General features: G+C 61.4%; 21 protein-coding genes. 15 read left to right on the top strand and 6 right to left on the bottom strand.

Annotation, left to right across the window (positions count from 1 at the left end):
- Positions 1-69: 69 nt before the first annotated feature.
- Positions 70-1,704, bottom strand: a complete 1,635-nt coding sequence (treF, locus tag ASF13_RS09405) for an alpha,alpha-trehalase TreF (RefSeq protein ID WP_255354441.1) — start codon at positions 1,702-1,704, stop codon at positions 70-72.
- A gap of 543 nt (positions 1,705-2,247) precedes the next feature.
- Here treF and ASF13_RS09400 point away from each other — a divergent pair.
- On the top strand, positions 2,248-2,874 hold the full coding sequence (locus tag ASF13_RS09400) for a LysE family translocator (RefSeq protein WP_056235261.1): 627 nt from the start codon (positions 2,248-2,250) through the stop codon (positions 2,872-2,874).
- 33 nt (positions 2,875-2,907) lie between these two features.
- Here the strand turns inward: ASF13_RS09400 and ASF13_RS09395 are convergent, their stop codons facing one another.
- The gene (locus ASF13_RS09395; RefSeq protein WP_056235260.1) at positions 2,908-3,477 is read right to left on the bottom strand and encodes a 3-isopropylmalate dehydratase; all 570 of its coding nucleotides are present in this window, start codon (positions 3,475-3,477) and stop codon (positions 2,908-2,910) included.
- Positions 3,468-4,778 carry an aconitase/3-isopropylmalate dehydratase large subunit family protein gene (locus ASF13_RS09390; protein ID WP_056235257.1) on the bottom strand — a complete coding sequence of 437 codons (1,311 nt, stop codon included), beginning with the start codon at positions 4,776-4,778 and terminating at the stop codon, positions 3,468-3,470. Before ASF13_RS09390 ends, ASF13_RS09395 begins: the two co-directional genes overlap by 10 nt.
- A gap of 136 nt (positions 4,779-4,914) precedes the next feature.
- Between ASF13_RS09390 and ASF13_RS09385 the strand changes: the two genes are divergently transcribed.
- Entirely contained in the window at positions 4,915-5,808 is an 894-nt protein-coding gene (locus ASF13_RS09385; RefSeq protein WP_056235254.1) for a LysR family transcriptional regulator, read from the top strand.
- A 109-nt stretch (positions 5,809-5,917) separates the two neighbouring features.
- Here the strand turns inward: ASF13_RS09385 and ASF13_RS09380 are convergent, their stop codons facing one another.
- Both ASF13_RS09380 and ASF13_RS09375 read right to left on the bottom strand, forming a co-directional pair.
- Positions 5,918-6,697 (bottom strand): L-threonylcarbamoyladenylate synthase, encoded by a 780-nt coding sequence (locus tag ASF13_RS09380; protein WP_056235251.1) that lies wholly within the window; start codon positions 6,695-6,697, stop codon positions 5,918-5,920.
- A gap of 183 nt (positions 6,698-6,880) precedes the next feature.
- The gene (locus tag ASF13_RS09375; RefSeq protein ID WP_056235246.1) at positions 6,881-7,696 is read right to left on the bottom strand and encodes an IclR family transcriptional regulator; all 816 of its coding nucleotides are present in this window, start codon (positions 7,694-7,696) and stop codon (positions 6,881-6,883) included.
- A 328-nt stretch (positions 7,697-8,024) separates the two neighbouring features.
- On the opposite strand from ASF13_RS09375, the gene ASF13_RS09370 reads away from it, so the two are divergent.
- The 13 genes from ASF13_RS09370 (at position 8,025) to ASF13_RS09310 (ending at position 20,355) form a co-directional block, all read left to right on the top strand.
- Positions 8,025-9,548, top strand: a complete 1,524-nt coding sequence (locus ASF13_RS09370; protein ID WP_056235244.1) for a sugar ABC transporter ATP-binding protein — start codon at positions 8,025-8,027, stop codon at positions 9,546-9,548.
- A 37-nt stretch (positions 9,549-9,585) separates the two neighbouring features.
- Complete coding sequence (locus tag ASF13_RS09365) at positions 9,586-10,689, top strand: ABC transporter permease (protein ID WP_056235240.1); 1,104 nt, start codon at positions 9,586-9,588, stop codon at positions 10,687-10,689.
- A complete protein-coding gene (locus ASF13_RS09360; protein WP_056235238.1) occupies positions 10,686-11,786 on the top strand; it encodes a substrate-binding domain-containing protein in 1,101 nt (366 codons plus the stop codon). The genes ASF13_RS09365 and ASF13_RS09360 overlap by 4 nt, the downstream gene beginning before the upstream one ends.
- Positions 11,787-11,796: 10 nt before the next feature.
- Positions 11,797-12,648 carry an SMP-30/gluconolactonase/LRE family protein gene (locus ASF13_RS09355; RefSeq protein ID WP_056235235.1) on the top strand — a complete coding sequence of 284 codons (852 nt, stop codon included), beginning with the start codon at positions 11,797-11,799 and terminating at the stop codon, positions 12,646-12,648.
- A gap of 397 nt (positions 12,649-13,045) precedes the next feature.
- The gene (gene yiaK / locus ASF13_RS09350) at positions 13,046-14,044 is read left to right on the top strand and encodes a 3-dehydro-L-gulonate 2-dehydrogenase (protein ID WP_056235234.1); all 999 of its coding nucleotides are present in this window, start codon (positions 13,046-13,048) and stop codon (positions 14,042-14,044) included.
- Positions 14,045-14,055: 11 nt separating this feature from the next.
- A complete protein-coding gene (locus ASF13_RS09345) occupies positions 14,056-14,523 on the top strand; it encodes a YhcH/YjgK/YiaL family protein (RefSeq protein WP_056235231.1) in 468 nt (155 codons plus the stop codon).
- 15 nt (positions 14,524-14,538) lie between these two features.
- Positions 14,539-15,834 (top strand): MFS transporter, encoded by a 1,296-nt coding sequence (locus ASF13_RS09340; RefSeq protein ID WP_056235228.1) that lies wholly within the window; start codon positions 14,539-14,541, stop codon positions 15,832-15,834.
- Positions 15,831-17,315, top strand: a complete 1,485-nt coding sequence (locus ASF13_RS09335) for an FGGY-family carbohydrate kinase (RefSeq protein ID WP_056235225.1) — start codon at positions 15,831-15,833, stop codon at positions 17,313-17,315. Before ASF13_RS09340 ends, ASF13_RS09335 begins: the two co-directional genes overlap by 4 nt.
- Positions 17,312-17,977 (top strand): 3-keto-L-gulonate-6-phosphate decarboxylase UlaD, encoded by a 666-nt coding sequence (gene ulaD, locus ASF13_RS09330; RefSeq protein ID WP_056235223.1) that lies wholly within the window; start codon positions 17,312-17,314, stop codon positions 17,975-17,977. Before ASF13_RS09335 ends, ulaD begins: the two co-directional genes overlap by 4 nt.
- Entirely contained in the window at positions 17,977-18,834 is an 858-nt protein-coding gene (locus ASF13_RS09325) for an L-ribulose-5-phosphate 3-epimerase (RefSeq protein ID WP_056236359.1), read from the top strand. Before ulaD ends, ASF13_RS09325 begins: the two co-directional genes overlap by 1 nt.
- Positions 18,831-19,529 carry an L-ribulose-5-phosphate 4-epimerase gene (gene araD, locus ASF13_RS09320; protein WP_056235221.1) on the top strand — a complete coding sequence of 233 codons (699 nt, stop codon included), beginning with the start codon at positions 18,831-18,833 and terminating at the stop codon, positions 19,527-19,529. The genes ASF13_RS09325 and araD overlap by 4 nt, the downstream gene beginning before the upstream one ends.
- A 128-nt stretch (positions 19,530-19,657) precedes the next feature.
- Positions 19,658-20,056 (top strand): type II toxin-antitoxin system RelE/ParE family toxin, encoded by a 399-nt coding sequence (locus ASF13_RS09315; protein WP_056235218.1) that lies wholly within the window; start codon positions 19,658-19,660, stop codon positions 20,054-20,056.
- The gene (locus ASF13_RS09310; protein ID WP_056235216.1) at positions 20,053-20,355 is read left to right on the top strand and encodes a helix-turn-helix transcriptional regulator; all 303 of its coding nucleotides are present in this window, start codon (positions 20,053-20,055) and stop codon (positions 20,353-20,355) included. The genes ASF13_RS09315 and ASF13_RS09310 overlap by 4 nt, the downstream gene beginning before the upstream one ends.
- Before the next feature lie 45 nt (positions 20,356-20,400).
- Here ASF13_RS09310 and ASF13_RS09305 read toward each other — a convergent pair whose 3' ends face one another.
- The gene (locus ASF13_RS09305) at positions 20,401-21,765 is read right to left on the bottom strand and encodes a cytochrome c (protein ID WP_056235214.1); all 1,365 of its coding nucleotides are present in this window, start codon (positions 21,763-21,765) and stop codon (positions 20,401-20,403) included.
- Positions 21,766-21,773 lie beyond the last annotated feature (8 nt).

The following is a 21,773-nucleotide window of genomic DNA, read 5'->3' as shown; positions in this document are numbered from 1 at the left end:
CCAGATTCTTTTTTTTACCTGCGGAAATTTGTCGGCAAGAGCGCGGGCAGCTGTGCCGCCCGCGGCCGGTTACAGGTCCGGATACATCTCCAGCAGGCGGCGCGTCACGCCGTTGGTCCAGCCGAAGCCGTCCTGCAGCGGATACTCGCCGCCGCCGCCGAGCAGTGCCGCATCGCCGGTTACATTGTACTTCTCCACCATCTTATGGTGCTGCTGATAGGTGGCGCTGACCGTATGCAGCCAGCGGCGGGCGATCTCCTGCGCCAGCAGCGCGTCACCGTAGCTGCTGAAGCCTTTAATCGCCATCCACTGCAGCGGTGCCCAGCCGTTGGGGCTGTCCCACTGTTCGCCGCTCTCCTCCATGCTGCTCAGCAGCCCGCCCGGCGCCAGCAGGTAGTCGCGCACCGCCTTCGCGGTACGGGCAGCCTGGTCGAGGCTGGACATGCCCACGTAGACCGGCGTCACCGCCGCCGCCGAAAACGTCGCCTGCCCGCCTTCGCGCCAGTTATAGTCGCGGTAGAGTCCGGCCTGGTCATCCCACAGGTAGTGATTAACCGCCTTACGGCGTTTCAGCGCCAGCTGCTGGAAGCGCTCGGCGGTATCCAGATCGCCTTCGGCGGCCGAAAGACGCGCAATCGCGGTTTCCAGCTTATAAATCAGCGCGTTCAGATCGACCGGCACGATACTGGTGGTCTGGATGCTCTCCATCCGCCCTGCTTCACTCAGCCAGCGTGAGCTGAAATCCCAGCCGGACGCCGCCCCGGCGCGCAGATCGCGATACACCTCGCTGGCCGGGCGCGCTGAACGGCGGGCGGTTTCCACATCCTCAAAGTACGACTCATCGCGCGGCGTATCGCGGTCGTCCCAGTAGCGGTTCAGCACCGATCCGTCAGGCATCCTTACCACATGGCGGTAAGCCTGGTTCGGGACAAGGTCATCCTGCCCGTCCATCCAGAAGGCGTATTCGCTTTTCAGCTGCTTCAGGTAGCGCGTCGCTTCATTAATGCCGTTTTTCTCGAACAGTTCGACCATCATCGCGAATACCGGCGGCTGCGAACGGCTGAGATAGTAGGTCCGGTTACCGTTAGGGATATGGCCGTAGGTATCAATCATCCAGGCAAAATTGTCCGCCATATGCCGCAGCAGATCGCCGCGCCCGCTGGCGGCAAAACCGAGCATGCTGAAGTACGAATCCCAGTAGTAGGCTTCACCAAACCGCCCGCCCGGTACCACATAGGGTTTTGGCAGCGGCAGCAGCGACGAAAACTCGCCGTGGCTGGCCGGATGGCGGGTCAGAACCGGCCACAGCCCGTCAATATGTTCCGCCATGCTGTTTTGCGGATCGGAAACGTAATGGCTCTCATGGACGACCGGCAGCTCGAAGTTCTCCAGCACAAAATCCAGCAGACTGAAGTCGTCGCGCTCGCGCGCCAGGTAGTAGCGGAACAGGATCTGCTCCGGCTCCCGCTTCGGGGTACAGTCGGCAAAAGTTTTGCTGTCCGCAAAGACGCGTGACATCTGCACCGCCTCAAACAGGTCCTGATAACGATCTGCCGGGGTGAGGATATCCGAAACCGGCAGGCCGCGAATGGTCTCCGGCTGCGGTTCAACTACCGCGTCCGGTCCGGCTTCGTAATCGTGGTACCAGGCTTCATATTCAGTATGGTTGTTGTCGATCATCGCTTGATTCTGATTAAAAGTGATAAGAACCTCCTGATGCCAAACGCTACTGGCAATAATTAGCGTGGTGAATGTTATGGCGAACACTCATTATAGTCGTCAGGAGTGACACTGCAACCCAATGTTTCTATTACAGTTAATATGTAAATATGTCTAAAAATAACTGTGGCGTGAGAATATTTCTATTTACCGGAAAACGCTGAGTTTATTTTCTCCCTCAGGGTAAAGTCAGGTAAATAATCAGGCTCACCGGTGATATTACAGATTTGTAAACTCTAACAATTGCCCGTTTTTTGCGCAATGATTTTGCAATAAGCAGTGATAAAACCTGGCCGGCAGCCTCGCGCCTCACGCTCTGCAGCACCTTCCCGGATTACCCCTTTGCCACCTGTATCCTGCGTACGGCAGCCGCGAGCCGCACAGACCCCAGCACCCAGACGCACAAATTTTACCGCTGTGATTTACTTCTCACTGCCGGGAAAATAAACTATCGCACCATTGTAGAATGACCCGATTTCTGTATTCACCCGCGCCCCTCAGGCAGAGGGTTAACCTGAAAGGATTGATATGACCCTGCATCTCTGGCTGGCTTATACCGGCGTGATCGCCGCGCTGATCGCCATCCCCGGCCCGTCGGCACTCATCAGCATGACCCACGGCCTGCGCTACGGCCGCCAGAAGGCGCTGGCCACCATCACCGGTGGGGTGCTGGCCGCGCTGATGCTGATGACCGCCTCGGCGCTGGGCCTCGGCGCGATTCTGGCCGCCTCGACCACGGCGTTTACCGTGCTGAAAGTGGTGGGTGCCGCTTATCTGATCTGGCTGGGCATCTCCGCCTGGCGCGATAAAGGCGATGAAACGCCGATGGCGACGCCGGATGTGGAAGAGTCCGCCGGTGCGCTGCGTCTGTTCCGCAAAGGCTTTATGGTCGGCATCAGCAACCCGAAAGACCTGCTGTTCTTCGCGGCGCTGTTCCCGAACTTTATCGATGCCAGCCAGCCGCATGCGCTGCAGTTTGCCACCCTGGCGCTGACCTGGGCGGTGCTGGACGGCAGCATTATGTTCGCCTATGCCTGCGCCGGTCGCCGTCTCTCCGGGCTGTTCGCTAACCCGAAACGCCTGCGCCTGCTGAACCGCTCGACCGGCACGCTGTTTGTGTTTGCCGGCGGTGCGCTGGTCGCCTCGGCGAAATAAGCCCGTCCCGCCGCTCTGGCGCGACCCGGAAAGCTAAAAGCCTGCATTTTCGCAGGCTTTTTTTATGCGGCCGCTGGCGCGTGCATAGGCAAACAGCCCGCCCGCGGCAATGATATTTGCCAGCTCACCCACCGGTTCAATCTCTGCCGTCTCACCGCTGCTCAGCAATCGGACCCGTTGCGTCAGCGGGTCAATTTCGACCCGATCGCCGGTCTGCAACCGCTCGCACAACCGTGCCGGTGACGCCACCGGCAGCACTTCGCCGGTTGCCACGCAGTTGCGGAAAAAGATACGTGCATAGGACTGAGCAATCACCGCCTGCACCCCGGCCGCCCCCAGCGCGATCACCGCGTGCTCGCGCGACGACCCGCAGCCAAAGTTGTTGCCGGCAACGATAATCGGGTACGCCGCCCGCTTACCGCTGGCATCAAGGAATGGCGCTGCCCCTGGCGGCAGCCCGCACATCGCCAGACCGGCCAGCTGGGCATAGCCCGCAGGCGTTGACGGATTGACCTTGAGATATTCAGCGGTGAGGATCTGATCGGTATCAATATTGTCACCCAGCACGTAGACCGGACCTGTGATGATGTGATTCATGGGCATACTCCTGCCAGCAGGGCCGGATCGGTGATTTCACCGCGCACGGCGGCGGCGGCCACCGCATAGGGTGAGGCGAGGTAAATCTGCGCGCTTTTGTGCCCCATGCGGCCGACAAAGTTACGGTTAGTGGTGGAAATCACCGACACCGGCTCGTTCACCCGGCCAAAGGTGTCGGCTGGCCCTCCGCAGCAGGCGGCGCAGCCTGGCTCGGGGGAGAGCTGCACTCCGGCACCGGTGAGGATCTGGTACACCGATTCGCCCTCGATTTGCGTCATAATCAGCCGGTGAAACACCTCTCTGGTGGCCGGCACGGCAAAGGTAGGGATCGCGACCTTCTGCCCGCGCAGGATCTGCGCCACCGCGATAAAGTCCTCCAGCTTGCCGCCGGTGCAGGACCCGATATAGGCGCGGGCGACCTGCACATTGCGCAGCCGACCGATCGGCACCACGTTATCCGGCGAGTGCGGCCGCGCCACCAGCGGCTGCATGGCGCTGACGTCAATCTCCACCACCCGGCTGTAGACGGCGTCCGCATCCGGTTCAACTACGGCGTAAGGCACGTCGGTGCGCGTGGCCAGATAGTCGAGGGTGGCCTGGTTCGGCACCATAATGCCGTTTTTGGCCCCGCACTCCACCACCATATTGCACATCGTCATCCGTTCCTCCACCGACATCGCCTCGATCGCCGGGCCGCCGAACTCGATGCTTTCATAGGTGGCACCGTCGACGGTCAGCTCGGCCAGCAGCGCGAGGATCAGATCTTTGGCCTGCACGTAGCGCGGCTTCACGCCGCGGTAGTTGACGCGAATGCTGGCCGGCACCTTGAGCGGGATCTCACCGGTGCCCAGCGCATAGGCGGCGTCGGTGATGCCAAGCCCGATGGCGAAGCAGCCAAACGCCCCGGCGGTCACGGTGTGCGAGTCGGTGCCCAGCAGCACCTCGCCGGGGCGGGTGTGGCCGCCCTCTGCCAGGCCAATATGGCACACGCCTTTATAATCCGGCGTGCCGACGTCATAGAAATATTTCACCCCCTGCTCACGGGCGAATTCACGCATCACGCGAATATTCTGATTGGCCTGCGGGTCGGCGGAATAGACGAAGTGATCCGGTATTAAAATAAACCGCTCTGCATCCCATATTTTTGCCCGTTCGCCAAACTCTTTTTTAAATACGCTGGCGACGCCTGGCATACAGGGATCGTGCGACATTAATATATCCACTTTTGCCCAGACAATTTCTCCGGGCAATACGCTATCGCGCCCGCTGGCTTGAGCGAGAATTTTCTGACTGATGGTCTGCCCCATTTAAATTGCTCTCTTTTTTATTGAACCCACATTGCCGTTGCTGTTATTTATTAACTTACTCTTTTTCTCTGCGCAGTAAACCGGGAACATGCTAATATCAGCCATTGTTTCCCTCTAAAAACAATCCAGGACCGAGATGAGCGATTTTGAAAACCTGAGCGGGATGATTATTTTTGCCAAAGTGGTCGAGACGCTGAGCTATACGGAGACGGCAAAAGTACTCGGGCTGGCAAAATCGTCGATCAGCAAGGAGATCTCCGCGCTGGAAGTGCGTCTCGGTGCCCGTCTGCTGGAGCGTACCACCCGGCGAATTAAGGTCACCGAAGTTGGCATGACCTACTATCACTACTGCTATCGCATCCTGCAGGAGGTGAAAAGCGCCGACCTGTTTATCCGCCAGTTTCATGAAGAGCCAACCGGCAGCCTGCGGGTGGCAGCCCCGGTGACCTTCGGCTGCCAGTGCATCGTGCCGGTGCTCAATCAGTTCGTCGCCAGCAATATTCACGTCAGCGTCGATCTCGATCTGACCGACCGCCCGGTCAGCCTCGACGACGACGGCGTTGACCTGGTGATTGCCATCCGCCGCGAGCTGCCCGGCCACGGCCACTATCGCCCGCTGATGGATATCGCCTGGGGGCTGTACGCCGCGCCAGGCTATTTACAGCAGCATCCGGCCATCAGCACCCCTGACGATCTGCCGCGCCACGACTTTATTCTTTTCCGCGGGCCAGCCCACACCATTTCACTGCCGTTTCGCAAAGAGAAGCTGAAAAAAGATATTGAGGTGCGCAGCCGTTTTCGCGCTAATAACAGTATTGCACTGTTAACCTCAGCACAGGCGCAAACGGGGATTGCCTATCTTCCCAGCTATATTGCGGAAGAGGCGGTGGCCAGCGGCAGCCTGGTACAGGTATTGCCCGACTGGGAAATGGATGTGTATAAATCTTACGTGATTATGAAGAGTGAAAACTATATCTCTCCACGCGTGCGCTTATTTGTGGAAGCGTTACAGAAAGCATTAGCAGAATAAAAATCCCGCAGGCGTTCGCTTTACGTTCCGGGCACCGCCTTACAGCAACGAAAAAGCCCGCAGTATGCGGGCTTAAGTCTGTTTAACCTGAGCGGGTTAAGCGGCTGAATTAATAGTAGTTACCGTGGCGGTAGTCCCAGGTGGTAAAGGTGTCAGACAGCATCGACATAATCTTATCCACGTCCAGACCTTTACGGATCAGTACCGGGCATGGCGTGATGTTGCGCTCGCCTTTCTGCTCAGGAACCAGTTTACCGGTTTCGTCTACCATCGCCACCATCACACCCTGCTCGTAACGGGTCTTTTCAGACTCATTTGGCTGGATAGATTTCACGTAGTCGTTGGCCGCAATAATCAGGTCAGCGTGCTGCTCGATGCGCTCGCCGATGCCTTCCACCAGGCCACGGTTGCCTTTGCCAGACGGGTTAGCCGAGCTGGCGAAGGAGAACTTACCGTGGTTTTCCCACAGCTCTTTCGCCAGGTTTTCGCCCGGGACACCAAACTTGATCACGAAGCAGCTGGTCTGACGGCCGTCCATCATCAGGTCTTTGGAACCGTCTTCAGGAATACGCGCCACCGCTTCTTCTTTCCACGGCAGGATGCAGCCCAGCAGCACGTCCTGGTCCCAGTGCTGCTGATACAGCGATTCGATTTCCGGGTTCAGCTGCGCCAGCTCTTTCAGCTGCTCCAGCGAGCCGCACAGCACCACGCCCGGCTTGTTACGGTTACGCTGCTTGGCGTCGAACTTGCGCTCCAGGCCTTTGGCATCAGAGGTCATGATGATGTAGCCGACTTTGGTCGGGCAGACGATCATGCCGCCTTCAGCAGACAGGATCTCAACGGCTTCCGGCTGTAAGCCACCATTCCAGTTAACTACTTTATCGTTCATCGCTACACCTTCGTATTCGGATTTGGTTCAAAAGAGTGTGGGTCATTTCCCGTTGAAACCATCCTGCCACAGCCAGATTTCTTCGCAACAATTAAGCGATTAAACCCTTAATTGTTTCCCACAGGAAACAACTGTGCGGTCTCAGCCGTCAATCGCAGGTCAGCAGAGCGTACAGACCGCAGTTTAACCATGAAAACCCAGTTCGGCGGAGATGGCTTTCGCCGTCGCCACCACCGGTGCCATCAGCTTCTTCACGCCGATCTGCTGCATCTTGGCGGTCGGCAGTGAAACGGAGACCGCGTACTGCACCTGCTGATTGATATCAAAAACCGGCGCGGCGATACAGGAGACGCCCAGTTCGTTCTCCTCCCTGTCCATCGCGGTCTGATGCTGGCGGATGCTCTGCAGCTCCTGCAGCATCTCCGGCAGGCCGGTGATGGTATTTCTGGTCAGCGGCTGAATAACGTCCTGATGGGTCTGCCAGTAGTGCGCCGGATACTCTGCGTTATCCCACGCCATAAAGATCTTGCCCATCGCCGAGCAGTACAGCGGCATATGCTGGCCGATATAGGCGCGGGTGCGCAGCATACCGGTAGTCGGTTCCAGCTTGTAAATCAGGATCACATGGTCGTCTTCGCGGCTGGAGAAGTTGATGGTTTCTCCCACCTCAAGATTCAGCCTCTCCAGATGCGGGGCCGCCACGTGGATCACGTTCAGCGACGACAGCGCCTTCTGCCCGACCGAGATAAACTTCGTGGTCAGCCGGTAGCTGCCCGCTGACGGTGCCTGGGTGACGTAGCCGCTGCTGTGCAGCCCCTGCAGCAGGCGGTGCACGGTACTTTTATTCATCCCCGACAGCTCAGACAGGTGGGCCAGCGGGCAGCCGTTCGGATAGTTACTCAGAATTTCAATCAGCTGCAGTCCGCGAAACAGGCTCTGGGTACCGGCAGGCTGCTCTTTTTTATCATCCTTCACTTCATTTTCCGCCTTGGTGCGCATCCACGCTTCCTCTTGGTTTCACCGGGTTGCCAGAGGGTAACTCAGCCCTGGCAGATTGGGAATATGGCACGGTGTTTTCCCCATTGTAGCGGTCATCCCGGCCGGCGAACAGCGGCAATCAGAAGTGAGCAGTCCATCACAATTCCGCAACAACAAAAATAAGTCACTGTTTTTAAATAACAAATAAAATGTCTGACCCTTTGCTTTCCCGGTTCAGGAAGAATACTATTTTTGAAACTTGATTTCGCATGTTGGAATTAGTTGAACCATTAATCGCCATGTCATTGCCGTCGCCGTTGTAAACATTCACCTGTTGCAGGAGGCCATAATGCCGTCATCTCCCGATCCCGTTCTGACGCTTGCGCACATTACCAAACGCTTCGGCGGCACCCTCGCCGTTAACGATGTCAGTCTGGACGTTCACCCCGGCGAGGTCCTCGCCCTGCTGGGCGAGAACGGTGCCGGCAAATCCACGCTGATCAAAGTGCTGGCCGGGGTCTACCCGCGTGACGGCGGCGACATCATTTTCCACGGGCAGAGCATCAGCTCCGCAGCACAGTTGAAAACCGCGCAGCGCCAGCCGATCGCCTTTATCCATCAGGATCTCGGGCTGATCGAGTGGATGACGGTAGCGGAGAACATGGCGCTGGTGATGGGATTCCGCCGCAGGCTGGGGCTGATCGACTGGCGTGCCGTGCGTGAACGTTCCCGCGCCGCGCTGGAGGAAGTCGGTATCGCCCTCGACCCGGATGCGCGGGTTTTTGAGCTGACGCGCACCGAAAAATCGCTGCTGGCCATCGCCCGTGCGGTAGCGGTGAATGCCGAAGTGCTGGTGCTGGATGAACCCACCGCCTCGCTGCCCGCCAACGACGTGCGCCACCTGTTCGGCGTAATCGAACGGCTGAAAACGAAAAAGGTCGGCATGATCTACGTCACCCACCGGCTGGATGAGGTGATCGAAATCGCCGACCGGGTCTGCGTGATGCGTGACGGCCGGCGCGTGGCAGGGGGGCACACCAGCGAGTACAGCCTGCGGGGCCTGGTGGAAACCATCGTCGGCGAAGCGCTGGCCGATAACCAGCGCCTGCCGCTGCCGGAGCAGCGTGACCCGGTGCTCAGCCTGCAGCAGCTGCGCACTGGCGAGGTCGGTCCGATCTCCTTTGACCTGCAGCCGGGAGAAATGCTGGCGCTGGCCGGGTTGCGCGGCGCCGGGCAGGAGGAGATCGGTCGCCTGCTGTTCGGCCTGCGCCAGGCCAGCGCGGGCTCTATTCAGTTCCGCCAGCAGCGTTATCAGCCGCAGTCGCCGCGCCAGGCGATGGATGCCGGCGTCTCGCTGGTGGCCGGCGATCGCACCGGTGAGAGCCTGGTGATGTCAATGAGCGTGCGCGAAAACCTGTTTATTAATCCCTGCGCCAGCGGCCACCGTCTGCTGTCGCGCTACGGCCGGCGCGCCGAAATTGGCGCCAGCTGGTGGAAGGTGCAGCTGTTTGACGTGCGCCCGAAAGACGTCAACCTCGATATCAGCGCGCTCTCCGGCGGCAACCAGCAGAAGGTGGTGATGGCGCGCTGGATGCACCTCAACGCCCCGCTGCTGATCCTCGAAGACCCGACCGCCGGGGTCGACGTCGGCGCGCGTGAAGAGATCTACCACCTGCTGAACAAAGCGCTGGCCGACGGCGTGGCGGTGCTGGTGATCTCCAGCGACTTTGAAGAGATCGCCCATATCTGTAACCGCGCGCTGGTGTTTAACCGCGGCCAGGTGGTGGGTGAACTGAGAAACGAGCAGGTGACCTTTGCCCAATTACTGGAACTGGCTTCGGCCAGCTCCACCGCCCCGTTAGCCACTGTCTGAGCCACTACGCCGCCCGGAAGGTGGCAGGAGAAGCGATATGTCCAACAAAACATCCGTTAAGTCTACGGCACTGGAGCAGCGGGTCAGCCTCGGCCAGCACGGCATTGGCCCCTGGTCGATGCAGGTGATCACCCGCTACGGCCTGCTGCTGCTGTGCGTGCTGCTGACGCTGCTGTTCTCGCTGCTGTCGCCGTCGTTCGCCAGCATGCTGACCCTGCAGGCGATCCTCGCCAGCAAAGCCAAAATCGCCCTGCTGGCGCTGGCGGCCACCCTGCCGATGATCGTCGGTAAAATCGACCTTAACGTCGGCTTCGGCATCGTGCTGTGGCACATCCTTGCCATCACGCTGCAGGTGCAGTACGGCTTCTCGTGGCAGATGGCGGTGCTGACGGTGCTGGCGATCTCGGCGCTGTACGGGCTGCTGAACGGCATCCTGGTCGCGCTGGCCGATATCGACAGCTTTGTCGCCACGCTGGGCTCCGGCACCGTGCTCTACGCGGTGGCGCTGTGGCACTCCGGCGGCCGCCAGATCGTCGGCGACCTGCCCGATGCCTTCACCGCGCTGCAGTACACCGAGCTGTTCGGCATTCCGATCGGGGCGTTTTACGTGCTGGCGGTGGCGGTGGTGCTGTGGCTGGTAACCGAACATACCCCGCTCGGCCGCTGCATGTACGCGGTGGGCGGAAACCCGGCGGCGGCGCGGCTGAACGGCATCGCGGTGAATAAATTTACCATCGGCGCGTTTATCGCCTCCAGCGTGCTGACCGGCTTTAGCGGCGTGCTGATCGCCGCCGAACAGGGCGTCGGCCAGGCCAGCGTCGGCATGGACTACCTGTTACCGGCGCTGGTCGGCGCCTTCCTCGGCAGCACCACCATTCGTCCGGGGCGGGTCAACGTCTGGGGCACCGTGGTCGGTATCGCTATTCTCGCCATCGGCATCGCCGGCATCCAGCAGTTTGGCGGGGAATTCTGGGTCGAACCGCTGTTTAACGGTGCCACCCTGCTGCTGTCAATCACCCTTGCCGGTTACGCCCAGCGCCGCCGGATGCTCAATCAGAAAGCCGTAGTGCGCAACCAGAGCACCCCGGCCAGCACGCCAGACAATAATCAGAAAACCATCACTCCAGGGAGTTCGCTATGAAACGTCATGTTCCTGCTCTTGCCCTCTGTACCCTGCTTGCCGGATCGCTGCCCGCCTGGGCCGACAGCTACCTTGACCAGGCCACGGCGGCGGTCACCAGAGCCACCGCCAGCGTCAGCGAGTGGGACGGCCCGACCAGCGGCCCGCGTCTGCAGCCGAATAAAAAGGTGATTTTCATCGCCGCCGATATGAAAAACGGCGGCATCCAGGGCGTGCAGCAGGGGCTGAGCGACGCCGCGAAGGCGGCAGGCTGGCAGCTGGACACCCTGGACGGCGGGGGTTCGGTGAAAGATCAGCTGGCGGCGCTGAACCAGGCGATCGCCCAGCGCCCGGACGGCATTGTGATCGGCGGCTGGGATCCGAACGTGGCGAAAATCCTGCTGAAGAAAGCCCACCAGCAGAAGATCGTGCTGATGGCCTGGCACGCCAAACCGCAGCCGGGGCCGCTGGCGCAGTACAATATCGTCACCAACATTACTTCTGACTCTAACGAGGTGGCCCGCCTCGCCGCGCAGTACGCGGTGGTGAAATCCGGCGGCACCGCGAAGGTGCTGATCTTCACCGACTCGCTGTACCAGATCGCGCTGGATAAGGCCAACGTGATGAAGGCGGAGATCGCCAAATGCAGTGGCTGTCAGCTGGTGGAGTTTATCGATACGCCGCTGGCGGATACCGCCAACCGCATGCCGTCGATGACCTTCAGCCTGCTGCAGAAGTACGGCGACCGCTTCCAGTACGCGCTGGCGATCAACGATCTCTACTTTGACTTTATGGCCCCGGCGCTGAAAACCGCCGGTAAAGGCGGCAGCAACGCGCCGTATAACATCTCCGCCGGCGACGGCTCGATCTCGGCCTTCCAGCGCATCCGCAACGGCGACAGCCAGCTGGGCACGGTGGCTGAACCGCTGGCGCTGCACGGCTGGCAGCTGCTGGACGAGTTTAACCGCGCCTTTGCCGGCCAGCCGCCGTCCGGCTATATCACCCCGGCGCACCTGATCACTAAAGAGAATATCGGCAGCGACGGCGGGCCGCAGAACCACTACGACCCGCAAAATGACTACCAGGGGCACTACAAGGCCATCTGGGGCGTGAAATAACGGAGGACCTATGTCAGTAACGGACGGACTCATCCTGGAAAAACTCTGCTCGCCGGCCATCTGGGCCGAAGGGCCGGTATGGCTGCCGCAGCAGGATGCGGTGGTGTTCAGCGACGTGAAAGGCAACCGCATGTTCCGCTGGCAGCGCAACGGTGAGCTGAGCCTGTGGCGCTCACCGTCACACTACGCTAACGGCAACGCGCTGGACCGCGAAGGGCGGGTGGTGAGCTGTGAACACGGCCGCCGCGCCATCAGCCGCACCGAGGCGGACGGCAGCGTCCGGCTGCTGGTGGAGAAGGTCGACGGCAAGCGCTTCAACTCGCCGAACGACGTGGTGGTGCGCTCCGACGGGACGATCTGGTTTACCGATCCCCCCTACGGCATTATCAGCGACGACGAGGGCTACCACGCGCACAGCCAGGTGATCGGCTGCTACGTATATTGCTTCGATCCGGCCACCCGGCAGCTAAGTATCGCCGCCAGCGACGTGCAGCGCCCAAACGGGCTGGCGTTTTCACCGGATGAAAGCCTGCTCTACGTGGCGGATATGTCGGTTATCGACTTTCCGACGCTGGGCCGCCGTGAGCTGCGGGTCTACCGGGTTGACGGCATGCAGCTGGTGGACGGGCGCCAGTTTGCCGGGGTGGATCCGGGCATCCCGGACGGCTTCTGCGTCGATCCGTCAGGATCGATCTGGTGCAGCTGCGATGACGGCGTGATCCTGTTCGACAGCCAGGGACAGCGCCAGGGCAAGATCGCGGTGCCGGAGCGGGTGTCGAACTGTACCCTCGGCGGCCCGGACGGTGACGAGCTGTATATCACCGCCACCACCTCGCTCTACCGGGTGCGGATCGGGCGGTAAGGGTCGCCGGCCACGTGCAGGCCAGCCGTAAAGCCACCGCGCCGTATCCCGCCCGCTAACCTGCCTGCCAGTGTCGACCACTGCGCCAGTAACAGAGCGGGATTGCAGCGGCCGCCGCTGACCTGCACATAACAGCCTCCCCCCTGTTTTCTACGGGGGAGGATCCACAGATCGGTCTGACTGTTCTGCGATGCCCCGCGCCCCATCCCCGCCCGATGTGCCCGCGATCACAGAAGCCAAACACGGTTTTATTTCATTGATTTTTAAAGAAAAATTTACACCCTCTTTTTTTGACTTCCCCCGCTGTTCCCCATAGGATTTATTTGAAACGTCATTCCATATATTGAAATTACGCCGCCAGTACCGGGTGCGTACCCGGCGGCAGGGAACCAGCAGAATGAGAATCAGCTACGCGCAGTTAAAGCAAGAGTTCTTAAGAGTGTTACTGGCACGCGGCGTGACGGAGGAGAAAGCCGACGCCTGCGCCACCCTGTTTGCCGACACCAGCGAAAACGGCGTCTATTCCCACGGCGTCAACCGCTTCCCGCGCTTTATCCAGCAGCTGGACGCCGGGCATATCGTACCGGACGCCGAGCCGCAGAAGATCCTGTCGCTGGGGGCGATCGAACAGTGGGACGCCCACCGCGCCATCGGTAACCTCACCGGCCGGAGCATGATGGATCGCGCCATGGCGCTGGCCGACGATCACGGCATCGGCCTGGTGGCGCTGCGTAACGCCAACCACTGGATGCGCGGCGGCAGCTACGGCTGGCAGGCGGCAGAAAAGGGCTATATCAGCGTCTGCTGGACCAACTCGATTGCGGTAATGCCGCCGTGGGGGGCAAAAAACTGCGCCATCGGTACCAATCCGCTGATCGTCGCCGTACCGGGCGATCCGATCACCATGGTCGATATGTCGATGTCGATGTTCTCCTACGGCATGCTGGAAATTAACCGCCTGGCGGGCAATACGCTGCCGGTGGACGGCGGCTTTGACGACGACGGCCACTACACCCGCGACCCGGCCACCATTGAGGCTAACCGCCGCATTCTGCCGATGGGTTACTGGAAGGGATCGGCGCTCTCCATCGTGCTGGATATGGTCGCCACCCTGCTCTCTAACGGTGCCTCGGTGACCGAGGTGACCGAGGACAACGGCGACGAATTCGGTATCTCCCAGGTGTTTATCGCCATCGACGTTGACCGGCTGATCGACGGCCCAACCCGCGACAGCAAGCTGCAGCGCATCCGCGAGTCGATCAGCGGTGCCGAACGTGCCGACAGCCAGCAGGCGATCCGCCTGCCCGGCCACAAATTCCCCGGCATTCGCGCTGAAAACCAGCGGCTCGGTATCCCGGTTGATGAACGCGTCTGGGCACGTATCCAGGCCCTGTAAGGAGCAACGCGATGATCTTTGGTCACATTGAGAATACCGATACCCGCCACTATCCCGCCGCCATCGCCCGCGCGCTCGACTACCTGCGCGGCCATGACCTGGCGGCGATGGCCGCCGGGCGCTATCAGGACGACGCCACCGGCTGGGTGGTGCAGGTGCTGGATCTGCAGACCTCGCCGGGCCATGAGAACTTCCCGGAAGCGCACCGCCGCCATCTCGACGTGCAGTTCCTGGTGAGCGGCAGCGAGCTGATCGGTGTCGCAACGGCGCAGGCCGATCTGCCCGTGCAGCAGCCCTACGATGAAGAACGCGACATCGTGTTCTATCAGGACGCAACGCATGAGAGCCAGCTGCTGATGCAGCCGGGCAACTTTGCGGTGTTCTATCCGCAAGATATTCACCGCCCGAACGGCATGCTGGAGACGCCACAGGCGATCCGCAAGGTGGTGGTAAAAATTCCTGTCGCCGACCTGGCCTGAGCAACGAGGATCGCTATGAGTCTGACCTCCACCACTGACACCCGCGACGCGGTCCCGGCGATGCGCTGGCTGCGCATCGTGCCGCCGATCCTGATCACCTGCATCATCTCCTATATGGACCGGGTGAATATCGCCTTCGCCATGCCCGGCGGTATGGATGCCGACCTCGGCATCAGCGCCTCGATGGCCGGCCTGGCCGGCGGCATCTTCTTTATCGGCTACCTGTTTCTGCAGGTGCCCGGCGGCAGGCTGGCGGTGTACGGCAACGGCAAGCGCTTTATCGGCTGGTCGCTGCTGGCCTGGGCGGTGATCTCGGTGCTGACCGGCTTTGCCAGCAACCATTATCAGCTGCTGGCGCTGCGCTTTGCGCTCGGCGTCTCCGAGGGCGGTATGCTGCCGGTGGTGCTGACCATGATCGGCAACTGGTTCCCGGACGCCGAGCGCGGCCGCGCCAACGCCATCGTGATCATGTTCGTGCCGATCGCCGGCATCCTCACCGCCCCGCTCTCCGGCTGGATCATCACCGGCTGGGACTGGCGCATGCTGTTCTTCGTTGAGGGGGGCATGTCGCTGGTGGTGATGGCGCTGTGGCACTTTACCATCAGCAACCGTCCGCAGGAGGCGAAGTGGATCTCCGCCGCCGAGAAGCAGTATCTGATTAAAACGCTGCACGATGAACAGCTGCAGATCAAAGGCCAGAACACCCGCAAAGCCTCGCTGCGCCAGGTGATGCGCGAACCGGTGATGTGGCGGCTGATTATGGTCAACTTCTTCTATCAGACCGGTATCTACGGCTACACGCTGTGGCTGCCGACCATCCTGAAAGAGCTGACCCACGGCAATATTGCCCAGGTCGGCTGGCTGGCGATCCTGCCTTACGTCGGGGCTATTTTCGGCATGTTTCTGTTCTCCAGCCTGTCGGACGCCAGCGGCCGCCGCAGGCTGTTCGTAACGCTGCCGCTGGCCGGCTTTGCGCTGTGCATGGCGCTGTCGGTGGTGCTGAAGGCGCATATCTGGTGGTCCTACGCCGCGCTGGTCGGCTGCGGGGTGTTTATTCAGTCGGCGGCCGGGGTGTTCTGGAGTATTCCGCCGCGGCTGTTTAACGCCGAAGTGGCCGGCGGCGCGCGCGGGGTGATTAACGCGCTGGGCAACCTTGGCGGTTTCTGCGGCCCCTATATGGTTGGCGTACTGATCGCCGAATACAGCAAGGATGCCGGCGTTTACAGCCTGGCGGTCTCGCTGGCGCTGGCCTCGCTGCTGGCGCTGACCCTGCCAGCCCGCTGCGATAACGCACGTAAGGCGGTCGTATGAGCTACTGGTTAGGGCTTGACTGCGGCGGCACCTTTATTAAGGCCGGGCTGTATAACGCACAGGGCCGCGAGCTGGCGGTCGCCCGGCAGAGCCTGCCGGTGCTGGTGCCGGAACCGGGCCGCGCCGAGCGCGACCTGCACCAGCTGTGGCAACAGGCGGCGACGGTAATCCGTCAGGTGCTGGAGAACAGCGGGCTGGACGCCGCGCAGGTGGCCGGGGTGGGCATCTCCGCACAGGGTAAAGGGCTGTTTCTGCTGGATAAGCAGGGCGAGCCGCTCGGCAACGGCATCCTCTCCTCCGACCGCCGGGCGCTGGCGCTGGTGCAGCAGTGGCAGCGCGACGGGGTGCCCGCCGCGCTCTACCCGGTCACCCGCCAGACGCTGTGGACCGGCCACCCGGTGTCGCTGCTGCGCTGGGTGAAACTGCATGAACCGCAGCGTTATGCCGCCATTGGCAGCGTGCTGATGGCGCACGACTACCTGCGCTACCGCCTGACCGGCGAGCTGGCCTGTGAAGAGACCAATATCTCCGAATCCAACCTGTACGATATGCAGCAGGGCGACTTTTCGCCCGCGCTGGCACAGCGGCTGGGAATTGCAGAGATCCTGCCGGCCCTGCCAGCGATTATCGGCTCTGCTGCTGTGGCGGGTACGGTGACGGCCGGGGCCGCCGCGCTGTGCGGGCTTAAGCCGGGTACGCCGGTGGTCGGCGGGCTGTTTGACGTGGTCTCCACCGCGCTGTGCGCCGGGCTGGATGACGACACCCGCATCAACGCGGTAATGGGCACCTGGTCGGTGACCAGCGGCATCACCGACCGCCTGAGCGATGAGGTCGACTACCCGTTTGTTTACGGCCGCTACGCCATCGACGGCCAGTACATTATTCACGAGGCCAGCCCGACCTCCGCCGCCAACCTCGAGTGGTTCTGCCAGCAGTGGGGGCTGAACGACTACCCGCGCCTTAATCAGTGGGTGGCGGAACTGCCACCGGCGGCCAGCTCGCTGCTGTTTGTCCCCTTCCTGTACGGCAATAACGCCGGGGGCAATCTGCACGCCAGTTTCTACGGCCTGCAGGCTGCACACCAGCGCGGCCATCTGTTACAGGCGATCTACGAGGGGGTGGTGTTCGCCCATCTGACTCACCTCAACCGCATCCGCCAGCGCTTCCCGCGCGTCACGGCCCTGCGCCTCAGCGGTGGCCCGACCCGCTCTGCCTGCTGGATGCAGATGTTCGCCGACATCAGCGGCCTGCCGGTGGAGATCCCGCAGATTGAGGAGAGCGGCTGCCTGGGCGCGGCGCTGGTGGCGATGACCGGCACCGGGGCGTATCCGTCGCTGCTGGCCGCACAGCAGACTCTGGCACCGGAAGTCGTCTGTTATCAGCCGGATGCGGAACGCCATCGGCTCTACCAACAAAAATATCAGCGCTATCAGCGGCTGGTGGCGGCACTGACCGCCGTGGAACAGGAAACCACACCATGAACCGTCACCCCTTGCCACAGCTGCAGCTGGCGCTGGATCACACCCGGCTGGAGCAGGCGCTGGACGCCGCCCGGCGGCTGCATGCCCATGTGGATATCGTGGAAGCTGGCACCCTGCTGTGCCTGAGCGAAGGCGCTGCCGCGGTGCGCGCGCTGCGCGAACTACTGCCCGAAAAAACGCTGGTCGCCGACTTTAAAGTTGCCGACGCCGGCAGCACGCTGGCCGCACTGGCGTTTCAGGCCGGGGCCAGCTGGATGACGGTGATCTGCGCCGCGCCGCTGGCCACCTTTGCCAGCGCACAGCAGGTGGCCGAGGCGCACGGCGGCGAGATCCAGATCGAGCTGTTCGGCCACTGGACGCTGGACGACGCCCGCGAATGGCGGCGTCTCGGGCTGCGCCAGGCGATTTACCACCGCGGACGCGATGCCCAGGCCAGCGGCCAGCAGTGGGGGCCACAGGATCTGGACGCGATGAAGGCGCTCTCCGATCTCGGCTTCGCCCTGTCGGTGACCGGCGGCATCACCCCCGCCGACCTGCCGCAGTTTGCACAGATTAACGTGAAGGCGTTTATCGCCGGACGCGCGCTGACCGACGGCCCGCACGGCGTGGCCGTGGCGGCGGAATTTCATCAGGCAATTGACGCCATCTGGGGGAAAAAATGATGCGCCAGCACCCACTGGGAATTTATGAGAAAGCGCTGCCCGCCAACCTCAGCTGGCCGGAACGGCTGGCGCTGGCGAAGGCCTGCGGCTTTGATTTTGTTGAGATGTCGGTGGACGAAACGGACATCCGGCTGGCGCGGCTGCAGTGGAGCCGCGAGCAGCGGCTGTCGCTGGTCAACGCGATGCTGGAAACCGGCGTCACCGTGCCCTCGATGTGCCTCTCCGGCCACCGCCGCTTCCCGTTCGGCAGCCGCGATCCGGCGGTGCGCCAGCAGGCCTATACGCTGATGGAGCAGGCGATTCAGCTGGCGAAGGATGTCGGTATCCGCACCATTCAGCTGGCCGGCTATGACGTCTACTACGAACCGCGCGACGAAGGTACGGTGGCACGTTTCGCCGAGGGCATCGCCTGGGCGGTGGATCGCGCCGCCGCCGCCCAAGTGATGCTGGCGGTAGAGATTATGGACACTGAATTTATGAACGCCATCAGCAAGTGGAAACAGTGGGACCAGCAGCAGGCCTCGCCGTGGTTCACGGTCTACCCCGACGTCGGCAACCTCAGCGCCTGGGGCAACGACGTCGCCGCGGAGCTGGCGCTGGGCATTGACCGCATCGCCGCCATCCACCTGAAGGACACCCAGCCGGTCACCGACCGTTCGCCGGGGCAGTTCCGCGACGTGCCCTTTGGTGAGGGCTGCGTCGATTTCGTTGGCGTGTTCCGCACGCTGAAGCAGCTTAACTATCGCGGCGCGTTTCTGATTGAGATGTGGACCGAAAAAGCCGAAGAGCCGGTGGCCGAGATCGTGCAGGCACGGCGCTGGATTGAACAGAAAATGCAGGAAGGAGGATTACAATGAGCTTATCTTCGCTGAAACAGCAGGTTTTAGAGGCTAATCTGGCGCTGCCGCGCCACCGGCTGGTGACCTTTACCTGGGGCAACGTCAGCGCCATCGATCGCGCCAGCGGCCGGGTGGCGATTAAGCCGTCCGGCGTCGACTATGAGGGCATGACGGTGGACGATATCGTGGTGGTCGATGTGGAGAGCGGCCGGGTCGTCGAGGGCAGCAAAAAGCCCTCTTCGGATACCGCCACTCACCTGGCGCTGTACCGCGCCTTTGCCGATATCGGCGGCATCGTGCACACCCACTCGCGCCACGCCACCATCTGGGCGCAGGCCGGGCTGGATCTGCCCGCCTGGGGCACCACCCACGCCGACTACTTCTACGGCGCGATCCCCTGCACCAGGCTGATGACGCCGCAGGAGATCGCCAGCGACTACGAGCACAACACCGGCGAAGTGATTATCGACACCTTCCGCCGCCGCGGGATCAGCCCGACGGCGATCCCGGCGGTGCTGGTCAACGCCCACGGCCCGTTCGCCTGGGGCAGCAGCGCAGACAATGCGGTACATAACGCGGTGGTACTGGAAGAGATAGCCTATATGAACCTGTTCTCACGCCAGCTGACGCCGGGGATCGCCTCGATGCAGCAGGTGCTGCTGGATAAACACTATCTGCGCAAGCACGGGGCGTCCGCCTATTACGGTCAGTGACAAAACGGGGCCGGTGGTCAACCGGCCCCTTATGCTAAATAGCGCATTACATGCACCTCATTGCTCCCCCTGCTGATGGTAGTTTTCGGCCTTGTGATCCACATAAAGTAAACCTTAAGGTTGACAAAATGACACAAGGAAAAGAGAATAAAAAAACAGCAAAACGCTACCCGGTGATGTTACTGGCAGCGGCGAGAAAAGAGCTTTTCGACCTGAATCCCGCTAACAGAGCAGAGTTTATCGCAGCCATTGAGACTTTCGAAAAGCACGGTCCCGCTTCAGGTATACCGGACGTTGAGAAGATTCAGGGCGATATGTACGAACTGAAAACACAGTCATCCAGCCACTGGATGAGAGGGTTTTATTTTCATTATCATGAAAGTAAATACATCATCACCCATATCTTTGCCAAAAAGAGCAATGCCACGCCCCAGGCGAATAAGCACAAGGGGTTGAAGCGCTGGCAAGACTTTATAGCCGTGCGCCAAATACAAAATCGTCAGTGCGACCGGAGCAGGAATCAATGAAAGAAAGCCACGATTTACACGCATGGGATGACGTTCGGACAGAACTACTGCAAGACGAAGAAACGGCTAAAGCTTACGCGGTGGTGCTGAAAAGACAGGAACTGATGGCACAGTTTGTTGATATGCGTAAAAACCGTAATCTGACTCAAAACGACATTGCAAAGTCCGTTGGCGTCAGCCGTCAGGCGATCAGCAAACTGGAGAAAGGCAGGGCATCACCGACCATTGATACCCTTATCGGCTACGCCGCTGCCATGGGCGTTGATTTCGTCACACCACTTAAAAAAGTGCTGGTTTAACGCTTTTGAAGGGCCGGTGGTAAACCGGCCCCTGAATAGCTGTCGTTACGGCGTCAGCTTCTCCACGTCGGCGTTACCCTGGCGCCCGGCCACCGTTTCATCCTTGCGCAGTTTCGCCACGTCGCGGGCGGAAACGGTTGATTTCGCGGTATTGCCCCAGCTGGTGCGGATAAAGTTGACCACGTCCGCCACCTGCTGGTCGTTCAGCCGCCAGCCGAAGGCCGGCATGGTGATGGTCGACGGAGCACCCTGCACGCCCGGCAGCTGTGCGCCGGTCAGCACGATATGGATCAGCGAGGTCGGATCCTCAGCCAGCACCACCGGGTTACCGCGCAGCGCCGGGAAGAAGCGCTGATAGCCGCTGCCGTCGGTCTTATGGCAGGCAGCGCAGCTGTCCACGTAGGCCGCCGCCCCTGTTTTACCGTCATCCCCTTGCCACAGCGCCTTCGCCACCGTGTCATCCGGGGCAAAACCGGCCTGATTCGGGTCTTTCGCCCCCAGCGACTTCAGATAACGGGCAATCGCCGTGATATCGTCCGCGGTCAGATACTGCAGGCTGTGCTGCACCACGTCGGTCATGCCGCCAAATACCGCAGTATGGTCGTTGCGGCCGTAGCGCAGGAACTGCGCGAGATCGTCTTCGCTCCAGCGACCCAGCCCGTCACGGCCGTCGCCTCTGAGGTTGCTGGCGGTCCAGCCGTCGATCGGCGCACTGCTGCCGGAGAGGAAGTCGCTGCCCTGATGGTCGTTCAGCGCCTTCTCCTGCATGGTGATGCTGCGCGGCGTATGGCAGGCGCCGCAGTGGCCCAGCCCCTCCACCAGATACTGGCCGCGCGCCAGCGTCGCATCCTGCCCCGGTAATGGCCGGAAGGCCTTCACGTCCGGGGCAAATACGCCGCGCCAGACAGCCAGCGGCCAGCGCATCGACAGCGGCCAGGGAATATCGCTTTCCCGGTTCGCCTGTGCCACCGGCTGCACGCCGTGCATAAAGTACGCGTACAGCGCCTGCATATCCTCGTCGCTGACCACCGCGTAGGACGGATACGGCATCGCCGGGTAGAGCGTGTCGCCGTTCTTCGCCACGCCGTGACGCACCGCTTTCTGGAAGTCGTCGTAGCTGTAGTCGCCGATCCCGCTCTGCTTATCCGGGGTGATATTGGTGGAGTAAATGGTACCGATCGGCGTCGCCATCGGCAGCCCGCCGGCAAACGGCTGACCGCCAGCCTGGGTGTGGCAGGCCACGCAGTCACCGGCGCGTGCCAGGTACTCACCGCGCCGGATCAGCGCCGCCCCGCTCTCCTCGCCCGCCGCCTGTGCGGTCGCGTTATCTGCTGCCGCTGTGTTGGCGGTCGCTGCGGATGCGCCAAACGCCGCCATGCCCAGCAGCAGGCCTGAAATCATCTTTTTCATCTGCGTGT

Source organism: Erwinia sp. Leaf53, assembly GCF_001422605.1.
In the GTDB taxonomy this organism is placed as follows: domain Bacteria; phylum Pseudomonadota; class Gammaproteobacteria; order Enterobacterales; family Enterobacteriaceae; genus Erwinia.
The sequence above is the reverse complement of the archived record's forward strand: the minus strand, read 5'-3'. Positions and strand labels throughout refer to the sequence as shown.